The sequence below is a fragment of the Maribacter sp. MJ134 genome, from assembly GCF_003970695.1.
GTDB lineage: Bacteria > Bacteroidota > Bacteroidia > Flavobacteriales > Flavobacteriaceae > Maribacter.
Genome location: NZ_CP034570.1, coordinates 91,793 through 107,784, shown reverse-complemented (window position 1 = coordinate 107,784; position 15,992 = coordinate 91,793). Strand labels below are relative to the sequence as shown.

At 39.5% G+C, this 15,992-nt stretch carries 12 protein-coding genes and 1 riboswitch; of the genes, 3 read left to right on the top strand and 9 right to left on the bottom strand.

What is annotated here, in order from left to right; translation table 11 throughout:
• Window positions 1-46 precede the first annotated feature (46 nt).
• A complete protein-coding gene (locus EJ994_RS00495; RefSeq protein WP_126590732.1) occupies window positions 47-1,339 on the bottom strand; it encodes an O-acetylhomoserine aminocarboxypropyltransferase/cysteine synthase family protein in 1,293 nt (430 codons plus the stop codon).
• Between the two features lie 123 nt (window positions 1,340-1,462).
• Window positions 1,463-1,580: riboswitch (SAM riboswitch) on the bottom strand.
• Between the two features lie 131 nt (window positions 1,581-1,711).
• Window positions 1,712-2,632: a hypothetical protein gene (locus tag EJ994_RS00490; RefSeq protein ID WP_126590731.1), complete on the bottom strand. Its 921-nt coding sequence runs from the start codon at window positions 2,630-2,632 to the stop codon at window positions 1,712-1,714.
• A gap of 126 nt (window positions 2,633-2,758) precedes the next feature.
• On the opposite strand from EJ994_RS00490, the gene EJ994_RS00485 reads away from it, so the two are divergent.
• Window positions 2,759-3,628, top strand: coding sequence for a DUF808 domain-containing protein (locus EJ994_RS00485; RefSeq protein WP_126590730.1), 870 nt, complete (start codon window positions 2,759-2,761; stop codon window positions 3,626-3,628).
• A 77-nt stretch (window positions 3,629-3,705) separates the two neighbouring features.
• Here EJ994_RS00485 and EJ994_RS00480 read toward each other — a convergent pair whose 3' ends face one another.
• The 5 genes from EJ994_RS00480 to metK all read right to left on the bottom strand — a co-directional run bounded on the left by EJ994_RS00480 (window position 3,706) and on the right by metK (window position 10,559).
• Entirely contained in the window at window positions 3,706-5,169 is a 1,464-nt protein-coding gene (locus EJ994_RS00480; RefSeq protein ID WP_126590729.1) for a DUF5018 domain-containing protein, read from the bottom strand.
• A gap of 390 nt (window positions 5,170-5,559) precedes the next feature.
• A complete protein-coding gene (locus EJ994_RS00475; RefSeq protein WP_126590728.1) occupies window positions 5,560-6,210 on the bottom strand; it encodes a hypothetical protein in 651 nt (216 codons plus the stop codon).
• A 62-nt stretch (window positions 6,211-6,272) separates the two neighbouring features.
• Window positions 6,273-8,207: a CocE/NonD family hydrolase gene (locus EJ994_RS00470; RefSeq protein ID WP_126590727.1), complete on the bottom strand. Its 1,935-nt coding sequence runs from the start codon at window positions 8,205-8,207 to the stop codon at window positions 6,273-6,275.
• 413 nt (window positions 8,208-8,620) lie between these two features.
• On the bottom strand, window positions 8,621-8,821 hold the full coding sequence (locus tag EJ994_RS00465) for a hypothetical protein (RefSeq protein ID WP_126590726.1): 201 nt from the start codon (window positions 8,819-8,821) through the stop codon (window positions 8,621-8,623).
• 481 nt (window positions 8,822-9,302) lie between these two features.
• On the bottom strand, window positions 9,303-10,559 hold the full coding sequence (gene metK, locus EJ994_RS00460; protein WP_126590725.1) for a methionine adenosyltransferase: 1,257 nt from the start codon (window positions 10,557-10,559) through the stop codon (window positions 9,303-9,305).
• Between the two features lie 331 nt (window positions 10,560-10,890).
• On the opposite strand from metK, the gene EJ994_RS00455 reads away from it, so the two are divergent.
• Window positions 10,891-11,505, top strand: coding sequence for a deoxynucleoside kinase (locus EJ994_RS00455; protein ID WP_099573587.1), 615 nt, complete (start codon window positions 10,891-10,893; stop codon window positions 11,503-11,505).
• Here the strand turns inward: EJ994_RS00455 and EJ994_RS00450 are convergent.
• The gene (locus EJ994_RS00450) at window positions 11,502-12,512 is read right to left on the bottom strand and encodes an App1 family protein (protein WP_126590724.1); all 1,011 of its coding nucleotides are present in this window, start codon (window positions 12,510-12,512) and stop codon (window positions 11,502-11,504) included. The genes EJ994_RS00455 and EJ994_RS00450 overlap by 4 nt on opposite strands.
• A 208-nt stretch (window positions 12,513-12,720) precedes the next feature.
• Between EJ994_RS00450 and EJ994_RS00445 the strand changes: the two genes are divergently transcribed.
• Window positions 12,721-13,425, top strand: coding sequence for an energy transducer TonB (locus tag EJ994_RS00445; RefSeq protein ID WP_126590723.1), 705 nt, complete (start codon window positions 12,721-12,723; stop codon window positions 13,423-13,425).
• A gap of 59 nt (window positions 13,426-13,484) precedes the next feature.
• Here the strand turns inward: EJ994_RS00445 and EJ994_RS00440 are convergent, their stop codons facing one another.
• Complete coding sequence (locus tag EJ994_RS00440) at window positions 13,485-15,896, bottom strand: sodium-translocating pyrophosphatase (protein WP_126590722.1); 2,412 nt, start codon at window positions 15,894-15,896, stop codon at window positions 13,485-13,487.
• Window positions 15,897-15,992: the final 96 nt, after the last annotated feature.

Here is a 15,992-nt window from a genome sequence, read left to right as displayed (position 1 = left end):
CATAGCGCATCCCTAACACAGTTGAAAACCTTAATGTAAGAGAATGTTAGACAAGAATAGCCTTGTCAACTTTAGCAAAAGCGTTCTCTAAATCAGTTTTTAAATCTTCAATATCTTCCAGACCTACGGATAAACGAATTAGGTCTTGGCCAACTCCCGCTGCAGTTTGTTGCTCAGCAGTAAGTTGTTGGTGGGTGGTACTGGCCGGGTGTATAATCAATGATTTGGTATCACCAATATTGGCCAACAGCGAAAAGACCTCGGTGGCATCCGTTACCTGTTTCGCTGCTTCGAAACCTCCTTTGATACCAAAAGTTACCAAACCGCTTTGTCCTTTAGGAAGGTACTCTTGAGCTAAATCGTAGTATTTATTACTTTTTAATCCTGGATAGTTCACCCAAGCAACTTCTTCCCTAGCTTCCAACCAAGTAGCCAGTTCCAAGGCATTGGCACTATGCTGTTTTATACGTACCGGTAAGGTCTCTAATCCTTGTATAATCTGAAAAGCATTGAACGGGCTTAAAGCACCGCCAAAATCTCGTAACCCTTCTAAAATTAGTTTAAAGGTAAATGCCGCCGCTCCCAAAGCTTCGCTATACACCAACCCGTGATAACCTGCGGAAGGTTCGGTAAATTCCGGAAACTTTCCATTTGTCCAATCGAATGTGCCTGCATCTATTATGGCACCACCCAAAGAACTTCCTTGCCCACCAATATATTTAGTAAGTGAGTGTATCACAAGGTTTGCCCCATGCTCTATAGGATTCAACAAACCTGGCGTAGCTACGGTATTATCTACTATGAAAGGAACTTTTGCCGCATTAGCCTCTTTGGATATCGCTTTTAAATCTAAAACATCCAATTTGGGATTTCCTAACGATTCCACGAAAATCGCTCGTGTATTTTCCTGTACGGCCTTACCGAAATTCGTTGGGTCCGATGCATCGACAAAGGTAGTAGTGATACCCAATCTTGGTAGGGTTACATTCAAGAGGTTAAAAGTACCTCCATAAAGACTGCTTGATGCCACGATGTGGTCTCCTGCCTTTAAGAGCGTTAATAGACCTGTAGAAATTGCAGCCGTTCCCGAAGCGAACACTACCGCACCTACACCGCCCTCTACAGCGGCCAAACGGTCTTGTAAAATTTGATTTGTTGGGTTGTTCAATCTCGTATAGATAAAGCCCAGTTCTCCCAAAGAGAAAAGATTGGCAGCATGGTCCGTATCATTGAATACGTAGGACGAGGTTTGATAAATAGGTACAGCTCTAGTTCCTCCCGTTTGTTTTGGGTCGTGACCTGCATGTAAAGCGTTCGTTGCTAATTTTTGATTACTCATGATTTTGTTTTTTAAATAATTAATAAATTGATAAAAAAGCCAAACCCTAGCCAGCCGACATTGCGGATAGGTAAAATCAAAAAGTTATAAGAAAGTGACTCAATTGCGAAGGCAACTGGTTTTTGGTTATCTGCCAGATATTGTAAAAACAATACTAGTAGAATTTAGCACCTTCTTTGTATGGAACAAAGGGTTGCTAAGGCTTCAAAGGGTCTAATCCCTCCACCTTTCTTGATAACTATTCAATACGTGTTTGAACTTTGTAAAGCACAAATTAAGGTTAGAAACTTTTAATAACCTAATATTTTCGAAAATTTTCACAAAAACCTAGTACTATGATAGATTAATAGCTATGTCAGCGCAAAGTGTGCCTTAATCGTTCTTAAAATTAAAAACCGTATTTCTAATATAGAGCTTTGCCTTACCTCCTCTTACGCGGTACGCACCGTAACGGATGCCCGTTTCCGTTGCCCGTTGGGGGTCTGGAATATCATAATCAAAACTTTCGCCGTTTATGATGGCATTGGAATAGTGCGACACCACCACGCCGTCCTCTTCCTCGAAACCTGTTTTTAAATAAAAGGTGAAATCTTCGTTCTTGGCCACACGAGTTAGATAAACGTTTTGTCTGCCGCCATCCTGCAGCGTGCCCCCACGTTCGGTTATTTCTTCCCGATAAATATCAAAATGGGTAACCTCCCCATCAGTGACAACGGATTGTGCTATAAATAAGCAAATAGCTGGATCTGGCGACCCTCCCCCGCCAGTGTGTTTCCCTTTGGTCTGGGCAAAATAAGAACCGGTATCACCTACTTCCGCTATACGGTAAATCGCGGAAAACTCGGAAAAATTACCGCCCGTAGGTTTTACTCGGGGTGTCAACGCCCGTTCCATTCTTGGTTGTAGTCCGTTGGTGTCTTTATGATTGGAGCCGTCCGCTATTTCATATACACCGTAAACGTTACCGTCCATACTCAACTCCACGTAATTGGCATAACAGGTCCGGTCATCCAACCTACCTACATTGATAGGATTTTCTGGCTCATCGTCCATTGCGCCGCCCTCGGTACAATTGAGTCCCGCTAAAGGGTCTGGAAGCGGATTGGGTTCTGCGGTGTCGTCCTCAACCATATCCACTATCTCCATTTCCGGCTCGTCCCTATTTTCGGCTTCATTTTCACAGGCCGTTACACAACATATAAGGAGTACCCAACCAAATGTTTTCGACATTAAAGCGTAAGAACTGATTTTCATTTTTTCTTTAAAATTAATTTTAAGAATCGACAACGCCATACTGGACTGTTATGGTCCGATTCTTTTACCATTAAAAATTTATGGGCTTATGAGGACTTATTTATGGTAAACGAATTCACTGGAATCCTTATCCTTAACTATATTTGAAATCTTAAACAAACGATTATGGCTTCAGGTTTTTTTGCGGTTTTAGATGACGTAGCGGCTTTGCTAGATGATGTTGCGGCAATGAGCAAAATTGCTACTAAGAAAACCGCAGGTATACTTGGTGACGATTTAGCGGTGAATGCGGAAAAAGCTTCTGGCTTTGTTTCCAAAAGAGAACTTCCGGTGCTCTGGGCTATCAGTAAAGGCTCCTTATTGAATAAAATTATTATTCTACCAATTGCCTTTTTACTAAGTGCTTTTTTACCCTGGGCAGTTACGTTGGTGCTTGTTCTGGGAGGTTTATACCTTGCTTTCGAGGGTGCCGAAAAAATTTATGAGTTCTTTGTTCCCCATGCCAAAGCCCATATTCCGGCCCAAGCGGAAGCTCCTAGTAAAAGTGATATTCTTGAACTGGAAAAAGCGAAAATCAAGTCGGCCATCGTGACGGATTTTATTTTATCCGTGGAAATTGTCATCATAGCGCTTGGAACCGTTCTAGACCAACCTTTGGCTACACAAATTGCAGTAGTATCGGTAGTGGCCTTGATAGCCACCGTAGGCGTTTATGGTATCGTAGCACTTATTGTGCGTATGGACGAATTTGGCGCAAGCCTGATTAACCTCACTGAAAGTGATAACAGTATCTCGGATTATATAGGCAGGTTTTTTGTAAATGCCTTACCCAAGGTAATCAAAGCCCTGTCCGTTATTGGAACGATCGCACTATTGCTCGTGGCCGGAGGTATCTTTGTGCATAACCTGGATTTTCTTCATGGGATATTTCCTACCATCCCCAGTATCATTATAGAATTTGTCGTAGGTTTGCTGGCGGGATTCCTAATGTTGCTTTTGTATAAAGGCGTTAAAAAAGTATTTAAAAAGAAATAGGCTTTTTATTTGAAAAGCATATCCCTTAACTTCATGTTTAGGAAAATGATAAATCGTCATTTTTCAACCCTCATCCCTTATTTTAGGCCATTAAATCTATAATTGAAGTGCCACGGATGTTCATACCAAATATCCCAATCTTCGAGATTAGTCTCTTCTCTTATGGCAGAAGTTGCACTAAACCCCTGACTATTGCATAATTCCGAATGATTTTCTGTGTTACCATGGGAACCTGTATTTATTCCCAATGACTCCCCATCTACCAAGAAGTAAGAAAAGTAATAGAGCACATCTTTCTTTAAGATTAGATTTAAATCTGAAAAATCGAAAGTTATCCAAAATAATTCCATTGGATTACTGAAAGTATTATCAACCGATGCTATTTCATTGCCTTCAGAATCTCTCAATTGTAACCTGACAGTTGAATCCCCAGCGTAAACCCTTTCCACACCGTTCTCATCATAAAATCTGAAATAATTACTGAAACGTATAGCATAACTAGTAATATAAAAATCTTCCTGCGGAGTTAGCGAGTTACCAGTTCCAACATTTCTTGGTGGAAAAAACATATTTGGATCAACAGCATAGCTACGACTATCACCTCCAAACCATTTACTAGCATTTTCTACATCACAATTAAGAAATACGGCATCTACCATTGTTTCAAAAACTACTGTATACGTTGTCAACTCGTTACTTTCTGAAGTAACCATAAAATCTACCGGTTGAGAATAATCCGTAATATCTGCAGGATTGGGTTCAATACTAGCATTTTCAGAAATTTTACACTCGATATTTAAGTGACTAAGGTCAATATTGGGTGGAAGCCTTTGGTTAATCTCTTTAGTTTCCATATCGATATTCGCATTGACCGAAAATGCATCCTTAATAACAGTGAACGAAACGATATCACTACCTTCAAAAGGTAATCTTGATAAAACTACCTCGTATGTTCTTGTTGTTTGATCTTCCGATTTTACCGTGTAAACTATAGGACTGGTATAATCTGTAATGGTGTTAGGGTCAGGTTCTATAGTTGCATAGTCGGAAATCGTTACGGCGGTAGTTAAATCTGTTAGCTTCCAAGTCTTAGGAAGCTCTTTTGAGATGGTGTTCGACACACTATCAATAGTTGCCTCAAGTACCTCGTCACCGTCAGTAATTGAAAAACTAAGGATGCTATTTTCTGGACTTTTTTCTCGCAGAACGGTAACCGTATATACTTTTTCTTCTCCATTTTCAGCAGTTATGGTAAACTGTACGGGTTCAGTTAATGATTTAATGCCCAGGGGGTCAGGAACTATGCTTGCATTTTCCGAAAAAAGTATTTCTAACGAGATTTCGTCAGCAAACGAAATATCATAAGGAGCAATTACTTCAACATTCGTACCATCAATATTGACACTTAATTCAACACCACCCACAGTAACAATAAACGAAGTAATACTATTTCCAGACAATAATTCTTTTGTCATACTGTCCTCCTCGCATGAGGAGAATAAAATTCCAAAAAAGAATATTAGCGCATAAAACTTTTTCATTAGTTTAATTTTATTCGATAATGAGTGCTTTCACTCTGACTTATATTACATAATTAACTATACCAAACTTTAATCTAGACATTTGAAAATAGCATAAACTTAAGCGAGAGATAAATACTTCAAACGATGTAGGAATGGAAATAGTATATTCTGAGAAAGAATCGTACATGATGAGTAAACTTCAACAATACCTTTTGACTGGCGTAATCCCTAAAAGCCCTTCCTATTAGGGCTTAGATAATAAATTTTTTCTTGGAATAGGTATAACCGTCAGTTGTAGATTAAATTAGCGAGCATTTTCGGTTAAGCACAGGCGTTAGCAATTCCGAGTGGATACGGACATAGTCGAATCCGCCGTAATTACGGGTATATTGTTGGCAATAGTACTTTTTAAAAAGAAACACCAGTGTTTTCGTTATATTCAAGTTTTACATCATAGTCTGATTTTTTCTCATTGTATTCATAAGACCAAGTATTTATTTTACAATTTCCAACAGACTCATAAATCTTGATCAAATCATTCACTTTAATTTCATAAATGAATTCATTTCTTTTATCATCAGAAGTAAATAAAATAGATTCTAATTCTCTTTTAGAGTTTTCATATATAACTTCCAATTCCTCGTCCGTAACATGATGTTCAGTCAAATCTGTAAATTTTAGACCACCTTCATCCGCAAATGATAAAACAGGATAGAAAATATAACTATGAACAAATTGATTAACTAAAAACCTTAAATCAAATTTTAGCTTTATTGGATTTTTAAAGTCAAATAATTCAGGTATTCTATGGTCATTTAGTAGGTTTACCTTAATTCCAGAACTCTTATATTTTCTACCTCTTATGTTTGTTGATATAATTTTGTTTGTCACTTTCTTTCCATCTATTAATTTTCTGATGATGTAAAAAGCGAGCATTGTATCTTTCTCAAAAGAGGTATAATCTTTAGTAGTCCAATCTTTTTCTGGATTAACTCTTTTTTTCGTTCGTTTTGAAATTTTCAAAAGCTCTTTTTTCCAAATTTCTCCAAATGATATCATTGAGTTTATTTTCCTGCCAACAATCCTATATAGTCAATACCAATGTCCTCCTTTTAAAAAATTTACTCCAACACCGAAAACTCCACACTAGAATCGGTAAAAACGGTATGGGTCTGGGTTTTGAAATCGGCCTCATCGGCTTTAAATATATTGTCCACATAAGTCTGTGGATTCAAGTCTATTAGAGGAAACCACGTGCTCTGAACCTGCACCTGCAGTTTGTGCCCTTTTTTGATGGTGTGAAACACGTCCTGTAGTTTAATGTTCACCTCCGTTTTTTCGTTAGGTACAAAGGGCTCTGGATTAGAAAAACTGTTCCTGAACCTACCACGAAGCACCTCGCTACGCACCATTAAGTGGTAATTACTCATCTTTAAATGGTCTTGCATTTCCTCATTGGTCTCAACATCGGCTGGGTGCACGTCAATAATCTTGACAATCCAGTCCGCAGCGTCTCCCGTAGTGGCTACTTTTAGTTTGGCCATTATGTCGCCCGCCAAGGTAAAATCTTCTTCCATCACTTCGGTTTCAAAAACCAGAACATCGGAACGACGCGCAGCAAAACGCTGATCGTCCGTCATATACTTACGCGGCGTAAATATCGATTTAATATCCTCCGAATACGGAACAGGTTTCTTGACATCACTAACGAATTTAATTTCGGAAGCACCTTTTAGCTCTGTAGTCAACTCTTGGTTTTCCGAAAGGAACATAGCTTTCTTTGTAGTGCCTTCAGGAGGCCAAGCATTGTACTCTTTCCATTCTTTTCTGCCAGAATCGTACACATAGGCTTCTGGTAGACCGCTATTAGCATCACCTTTTCCTTTAAGGAAATGATTAAAAAATTTAGTTTCTATTTTCTCTTGGAAAAATTCGGAGATAGAGTCCCCAAAATAATAGTTCCCTACCAAGTTCCTGCCATTTCTTCTTGCCCAGCGTCCATGGTCCCAAGGACCAAAAACCATAGTATTATAACCGTCGGAATTCTTCTCAATATTTTTATAGGTTTCTAAAGGGCCATAAAGGTCCTCAGCATCAAACCAACCACCAACAATCATGGTGGCTACATGGGATTTTGACTTGTCCAAGTGCTGTATTAGCCCGCGACTTTGCCATAACTCATCATAATTGGGGTGTTCCTTTAATTCGTTCCAGAAGTAATCGTCCGTCATACCATCTGGTGCTATGCTCATTTCATCCTTGATATCATATTCAAAGAAGGAATTCAGGTTCTTCAAAGGCCCCTTGTCCAAGAAAAACTGGTACTGGTCTTCGGTCTGCAAATCAGGTAGACTGTACCAGGCCGTGTCTATAGGTTGGTCTCCATTTGGTCTTGGCGTACCGAACAAAGAGGTAGCCCTAAAATAACTCAACAAATAGGCTCCGTTATGATGAAAATCATCGAAGAAAAAATCTCCGATACACGCTTGGGGTGATGATGCTTTTAAGGCCGGGTGCGCGTCTATAGTGGCATAGGTGGCATAATAACCTGGATACGAGATTCCCCACACGCCTACATTACCGTTATTATGCTCAACGTTCTTTACCAGCCAGTCAATAGTGTCATAGGTATCCGTGCTCTCGTCTACATCTTTATCCGATGTCTTGTTCGGTATATAAGCCCGCATATTTTCATAGTGACCTTCGCTTAACCACCTACCGCGTACATCTTGATAGACAATGATATTACCCTCTTTCATGAGATGAATATTTGGACCAATTTGTGTCTTAAACTCGCCTTCACCATACGGCCTTGAACTGTAGGGGGTGCGTTGCATAAGAATTGGATATTCTTTTGAAGTATCTTTTGGTGTGTATATGGTAGTATGCAAAGTGATGCCATCTCGCATCTCTATATCCACCTCCTTTTTAGTATAATTATCCGAAACGTAAGTTTCAGAGATTTCTGCTTTAGCGGTCTTACTTGTTTTAGTACAAGCAACCAATAAGAATAGGGAAATTAGGACAATACTATAACGGTAAGCGAATTTTGACATGGCTTTAAATTTTAAGTCTTAAAGCTACTAAATTTTATAGCTTTCAAAAGCGGAATGACATAAAATAGAGAAACTAAAACCTTGTCCGACACCTAAATTCCCTTATTTGTGTTTCATTTTGTGTGAACTATTCTAAAACAAAAAAGAGGAGATTCTTAGTACGTTCTATTGATAGCAATTGTTTATACATTTTTATTTCGGTTTCTTGGCCAATGTATCGGTGCTTAACCTTTAAGCAACCTTTTTTTACGGGCATTTTATTAAGGAATTATGAGCATATCTTACACAAAAAAGAGCGACTTGTAGGTGAGTCGCTCTTTTGATGTATTAAAACTAGTAGGTTTTTCTTTTTAAGCGTATCTGCTCAAAAATCAATCAATCTGCACTTGAGACCTTTGGGTCCCAACACCACTTTAAGGTGTAACGCTATTCTCAATTTTAACGGTATGCGCCTCAGAAATGGGGGTATGTTGTAACGCATGATTATTTTCAACAGATTCTACATTTCTAATGACAAACTCGGATATGAGGTCAATATCCTTCGCACAGGAATTAAAAACAATACAGATTAAAATAATCAAAGACAATTTGGGGAATCTTGGATAACGATACATAGTTGGGGTAGGTTAAGGTTTCAATATATTTTTGATGAATTTTAAACATCCGTGGAGCAGGCCATCTAACCCTCCTTCAGGAGCTTCAACAATAATTTGTTTTTGTCCGTATTTGGTTTGTACTATTGCTATATATTTCATCATTTTATTTTATGGCGATTTGGGCATCACTCTAATTACATTTCAAATATATGTAGTATTTTTCTTACAAAATAATTATTGTGGTGTATATAGCTAAATGTGTGGTGTAAGCCTAATATTTATGCAATTGTGGTCCTTTTAGAGGTTTTAGGACGAATCGCCTTATGGGCTTGTAAATGCTCCGCATATGCAGCAATCAACTTTTTGACGTGCTATTCAACCAAATAAAAAAGCAACGCTATAGCGTTGCTCCTTAAAAATTTTTCAATGCCGCGGCAGAATACCTTACGGGTTCCCTATACGACCTTACACATTTAAACGATCTGCTCAGTTAGATTAATTAGATTCCAAAAACTTTTTTTACTTCCACTACGCTATCCAGTTTTTCCCAAGTAAATAGTTCCACTTCTTTCTCTACCTTACCGTTATAAGGAGATTCAAACACCTTGGTCACCGTAGTGGGTTCCTTGCCCATATGTCCATAGGCCGCTGTTTCCAGATAAATAGGGTTTCTTAGTTTTAATCTTTCTTCAATGGCAAATGGACGCATATCGAACAGTTTAGCAACTTTCTCGGCTATAGCACCATCGCTTAGGCCAATATTAGAAGTGCCATAGGTATCTACATAAATAGATGTTGGCTCCACTACCCCAATGGCGTAACTAACCTGTACTAGAATCTCATCTGCAACGCCGGCTGCAACCAAATTTTTGGCCGCATGTCTAGCGGCATAAGCAGCACTACGGTCTACCTTGCTTGGGTCTTTTCCACTAAAGGCTCCGCCACCGTGCGCACCTTTACCACCATAGGTATCCACAATAATCTTGCGACCGGTAAGTCCCGTATCTCCATGAGGGCCTCCGATAACAAATTTACCGGTAGGGTTAATATGGTAGGTAATCTGCTCGTCGAACAGCTCTTGGATACCTAAAGGCAACTGCGCTTTTACCCTAGGAATTAGAATAGAAACAATATCTGACTTTATCCGAGCTAGCATTTTTTCATCATCCCCATCAAAAGCATCATGTTGTGTAGAGACCACTATGGTATCTATACGTTGTGGCACGTTATCATCAGAATACTCAATGGTTACCTGGGCCTTGGCATCCGGTCTTAAATAGGTAATCTCTTTATTTTCCCTGCGTAAATCCGCCAAAACCTGTAGCAGCTTATGTGAAATATCCAGCGCCAAAGGCATATAGTTTTCCGTTTCTTTTGTAGCGTACCCGAACATCATCCCCTGGTCACCAGCACCTTGCTGCTCTTTAGCACCTCTATCTACACCTTGGTTAATGTCTTGCGACTGTTCATGTATCAACGAGATAACCCCACAAGAGTCGCCACTAAATTGATATTCCCCTTTGGTATACCCAATTTTATTGATGACCTCCCTGGCGATATTCTGAACGTCCAAATAGGTATCGCTCTTCACTTCTCCCGCCAAGACCACCTGCCCCGTAGTTACCAAAGTTTCACAGGCCACTTTACTTTCTGGGTCAAAAGCTAAAAAATGATCGAGAAGTGCATCACTGATTTGGTCCGCTACTTTGTCCGGATGTCCTTCACTGACCGATTCCGAGGTAAATAAATATGCCATTGTATTTCTTAATTATTGGACGATTTGACGGGATGGTTCAACCTTGCTTACAGATCTAGCGAGAAGATTCCGGAGAATACCCGGAAAACTGCTTTAGCATTTTTAACGAGGTTGCAATCAGTCAAATCCTTCCTCCTTATTAATGGCGTAAAAGTATGAAAATTGTTAAGCTTCTAAAAACTATTGGCACTCATTTTATACCGTTTTTGGATAACAAAACAAGCCCATGAAATATTCGTGTATTTCATCTACATTTTTTTCTAGTAGCTAATATACTTTGTATATTGTGCGGTACAACTTTTGTTTTAACTAACCATTAAAAAACTTCGAAATGCACATTGCCGTTGCCGGAAATATAGGAGCAGGAAAAACCACCCTGACAAAATTGTTGGCAAAACACTACAAATGGGAATCACATTTTGAAGACGTTGTGGACAATCCTTACTTGGACGATTTCTATAACCAAATGGAACGTTGGAGTTTTAATCTTCAGATTTATTTTTTGAATAGCCGGTACCGTCAAATTTTGCAAATACGGGAAAGTGGTAAAGACGTGATACAGGACCGCACCATTTATGAGGATGCACATATTTTTGCTCCTAACTTACATGCCATGGGCCTAATGACCAACAGGGATTTTCAGAACTATTCGGATTTATTCAATTTGATGGAAAGTTTGGTTGAGCCCCCTGAACTCTTAATCTACCTTAGGAGCTCTATTCCCAATCTGGTAAAACAAATTCATAAGCGAGGGAGGGAATACGAAAATACCATTTCCATCGATTATTTAAGTCGGCTTAACGAAAGGTACGAAGCTTGGGTACATGGTTACGAAAAAGGCAATCTTTTGGTTATTGATGTTGACCAACTGGATTTTGTTGACAACCCGGAAGATTTGGGAAGTATAATCAACAAGATCGATGCTGAAATCAACGGTTTGTTTTAATCGGCTTTAATAAAGCTGTGCTTTTGAGCATGCACTATGGCATCTTCCGTTTCCTTAACCAATAGAAAGGGCACCTCTTTAAACTCCTTGAACAAGCTAGTTACCCGTTCTATTCTTTTTGTGTCATTGACACTTCTAAGATAGATAGCCTTTACCTGATTTGGATATCTTTTGGCTATTTCTATATAAATATCACCATCTTTTTCTCCACTATCCCCGATGAGCACAAAGGGTAATTCCGGGTACGTTTCTAGAATATTTACAATTTCGTGCTGCTTTTGTGGCGCAGCACTTTTTCTATTTCTAGCCCTAAAACTGGCCATACTTCTTAGTAAAATAGGCCCTTTGGGAAAATCGTTGGTTTTTAGAAATAATTCCAAATACCTATATAAATTCCATGGACTATGACTTACATAGAATATTGGGTTCGCCGCTGTCCCGGATTTTCCCAGGTGCAACCTATGATAAAAAGATGCCGTACCCTCTAGAGCAGCCCTCTTTGTAGCTCTTTTGAAAACCGTATTTACCAACACCCTCCATTTTAAGGAAGAAACCACCCCCGTATGTAGAATAGTGTCATCTATATCACTAATAACCCCGAATTTTGCCGTATTACTCGGAATAAGCATTTCCGTAGGGAATCTGTTCTGATGAAGAATTTCCCTTTTAAGATTGGTATCCGTATAGGAAAGCTCAAGATTTACCCACCCTTCTGTATTTGCCATTTCATCAAGTTGCTTCACCTCTTCTTCAACCAAAAAATACCCGTCCTTATCCGTAGTTGCCGTGTAGCTAGAGGCATCGGGAAGTTTAACAGTAATGCTGGTATGTTTTATTTCATCGGTCTCAAAGCGTTTCCACGTATTCTGTATTAATTTAAAGAAACCTTTTTCCTGTAAATCTATCTCTTCATCCTCCAAAGCCCGACCTCTTACGTACAATTTATTCAGCTTTCCATAACCTTGGAATCCTAAAATTTGAAGCTTATCTTTTTTAAATATTCCCATAAACCAAAAGTAGTATATCTCCTAAACTATAGTATCTCATATGATAAGGGAAATAACGTAAACACTTTAATGCACGCTTCCCTAACTCAACTTGGGGCTTTACTCATTACCCCTTCCTTATGCGCTTCTTGACTTATAACTTTAAGAGAAATTCAGAAAATAATGTATAACCCAATTTGCTGTAACGGCAATTTTAAACTTTAGAATTATGGAACTTAAGAAAAATCCTAGAAAAGACATCAACAAGAGAAGTGGTCTATATTTTGCCTTTGGACTGGTCTTGGTAATGCTCCTTTCCTATGTGGCATTGGAATGGAAAACCTATGATAAAACCGATATTTATGCGAACAGGTTTGATGTTGAAGACAGTATCGACGAAGAAGCCCCTATATTTCAATTACAAACACCACCACCCCCTCCCCCACCACCGGTTGCACCTGTTAAAATTGAAATAGCAGAAGATGATTCAAAAATCGAAGAAACGATTATTGAAACTACTGATACAAATCAAGACAATGAAATCATTGATGTTGACAGTATTGTGGTTGATGAATTTATTGATGACGAACCGATTCCTTTTTCGGTAATTGAACATGTTCCCGTATTTCCGGGATGCGAAAACGATAAGGATAAACGTGCTTGTTTCAATAAAATGATACAAAAACATATTGTCAAGAATTTTAGATACCCAGAAATTGCGCAAGAGATGGGTATTCAAGGAAGAGTAAATATTATGTTTGTTATCCAAAAAGATGGAAGCATAGGTCAAATTCAACTTAGAGGTCCAGATAAAAACCTAGAAAAGGAGGCAAAGAGAATCATTGATAAACTCCCTAAAATGACACCGGGAAAGCAACGCGGAACCGCAGTGAAGGTTCCTTTCTCAATACCTATAAATTTTAAACTACAATAATTAAAAAGCCCTTCATGGAATCCATGAAGGGCTTTTTTAATATGAAGTAAGAACTTGGTCTAGTTCATTTCCTCTTTTACTTCTTCAACCACTTTTTCTATTTGAACTTTAACGTCTTCAGAAGTAGCATTAAATGCCGCTATTTTAGCTTTTACCTCTTCTTCCGTTCCCTCAAAAACTTGTTCCGAAACAGATTCCTCTCCGTTTTCTGTTAGAGTAGTCACCACTACAGCTCTTGAAGTTCCGTCTTCGTTATTGGTCATAGAAACCTCAACACTTCTTTCTGTTTGACTGGAAACTACTTCTGTAGCAGTTTTAGATTCGTTGTAGGCCGTCATGGTATCTCCGCTCATGGCTATACTAGGTGCAATCACCAAAGCAACAACGGACATTAATTTTAACAAGATGTTCAAAGATGGTCCTGAGGTATCCTTGAAAGGATCACCAACGGTATCTCCCACTACAGCCGCCTTATGGGCATCTGTTCCTTTACGACCGTCCGACTCAATCATTTTCTTGGCATTATCCCATGCACCACCTGCGTTAGATTGGAAAATAGCCATTAGAACACCACAAGTTGTGACACCGGCCAATAGCCCGCCTAACATTTCAGCACCACCGATGAACCCAACGGCAACCGGCACGGCAATCGCTAATAAACCTGGCAACACCATTTCCTTAATGGAAGCTTTGGTAGAAATATCCACACATTTGTCATATTCTGCATACCCATCCGCAGCATCGAAGATTTCTCGTTGTGCAGGAGTAGCTTTGGACATATCCGAATCTACCGCTCTCATTACTTCAAGTGCCGCCTTTAATTGTGGAATATCCCTAAACTGACGACGAACCTCTTCAATCATTGCCATCGCAGCTCTACCCACGGCATTCATGGAAAGTGCAGAGAAAACGAACGGTAACATACCACCAACTAAAAGACCTGCCATTACGGTAGGTTTAGAAACATCGATTGAAGTTACGTTAGCTACCTTCATAAAAGCGGAGAACAAGGCCAATGCCGTTAAAGCAGCGGAAGCAATGGCGAAACCTTTGCCGATCGCTGCAGTCGTATTACCAACCGCATCCAATTTATCTGTACGCTCTCTTACTTCTGGTTCTAATTCTGCCATTTCTGCAATACCACCAGCATTATCGGAAATTGGTCCGTAGGCATCAACGGCCAATTGTATTCCCGTATTCGCCAACATTCCTACAGCAGCAATCGCAATTCCGTAAAGTCCAGCAAAATGATGCGAAATTAAAATTGCCGCAGCAATCAATAGAATAGGAATCATCGTAGACATCATACCTACACCTAAACCAGCAATGATGTTAGTTGCAGCTCCTGTTTCTGATTGTTTTACTATAGAATTCACTGGTTTTGTACCCGTTCCTGTATAATATTCTGTAATCTTACCAACACCTAGACCAGCAATAAGACCGGCCAAGGTAGCATAGAAAATACCCATAGCTCCACTCGGAAGGCCTTCTACAGATTCTGGTATCAATGCGTTGATGATAAAGAAAGACGCAATCACCATTAAACCTGCGGAACCAAATTCTCCGATGTTCAAAGCTGTTTGTGGGTTACCACCATCTTTCACCCTAACAAAGAAGGTTCCGATAATAGACATAATAATACCCACTGCCGCCAGTACCAATGGAAGATATACTGCACCCAACCCTGCAAAATCAGGAGTAATAATGAATGCTCCAAGAACCATAGTTCCTATAATAGAACCAACGTAGGATTCAAATAAATCTGCTCCCATACCCGCAACATCACCTACGTTATCACCAACGTTATCAGCAATCGTAGCCGGGTTCAAAGGATGATCTTCTGGAATACCTGCTTCTACCTTTCCTACCAAATCGGCACCAACATCAGCAGCTTTTGTATAGATACCTCCACCTACACGTGCAAAAAGTGCAATGGACGAGGCACCCAAAGAGAAACCAGAAAGTACATTAAGTACCAGACCAAGATTATCAGGCCCAGACCAAATATTCTGATAAATCATGAACAAACCGCTGAGTCCTAAAACACCAAGACCAACAACACCTAGTCCCATAACCGCCCCACCAGCAAAAGCGACCTCTAGTGCTTTTCCTAAAGAGGTTTTAGCCGCTTGGGTAGTCCTTACATTTGCCTTGGTAGCTACTTTCATTCCAATAAATCCTGCTAGTGCAGAGCAGATAGCCCCAACAATAAAGGATACGGCCACCATACCGTGCGAACCTGCCTCATTACTTCCCTTGAAATACAACAGAGCGGCCACTGCCACTACAAAAATCGAAAGGATTTTATACTCGGCCTTTAAGAAAGACATTGCACCGTCTGCAATATTCTTCGCAATACGCGCCATTTTGTCGTTTCCGACTTCTTGTTTACCTACCCAGGCATTTTTGATCGCTACGAATACGAGCGCTAAGACACCAAATACCGGTAGAAATTGTACAATTAATTCCATTTGTTCAGTTGTTTTATAGTTTTTTAAACGGCTGCTAATGTACTAAAATCAAATAGAATAAAAAAAGCCACTTTTATTGCTAAAAGTGGCTTTTTA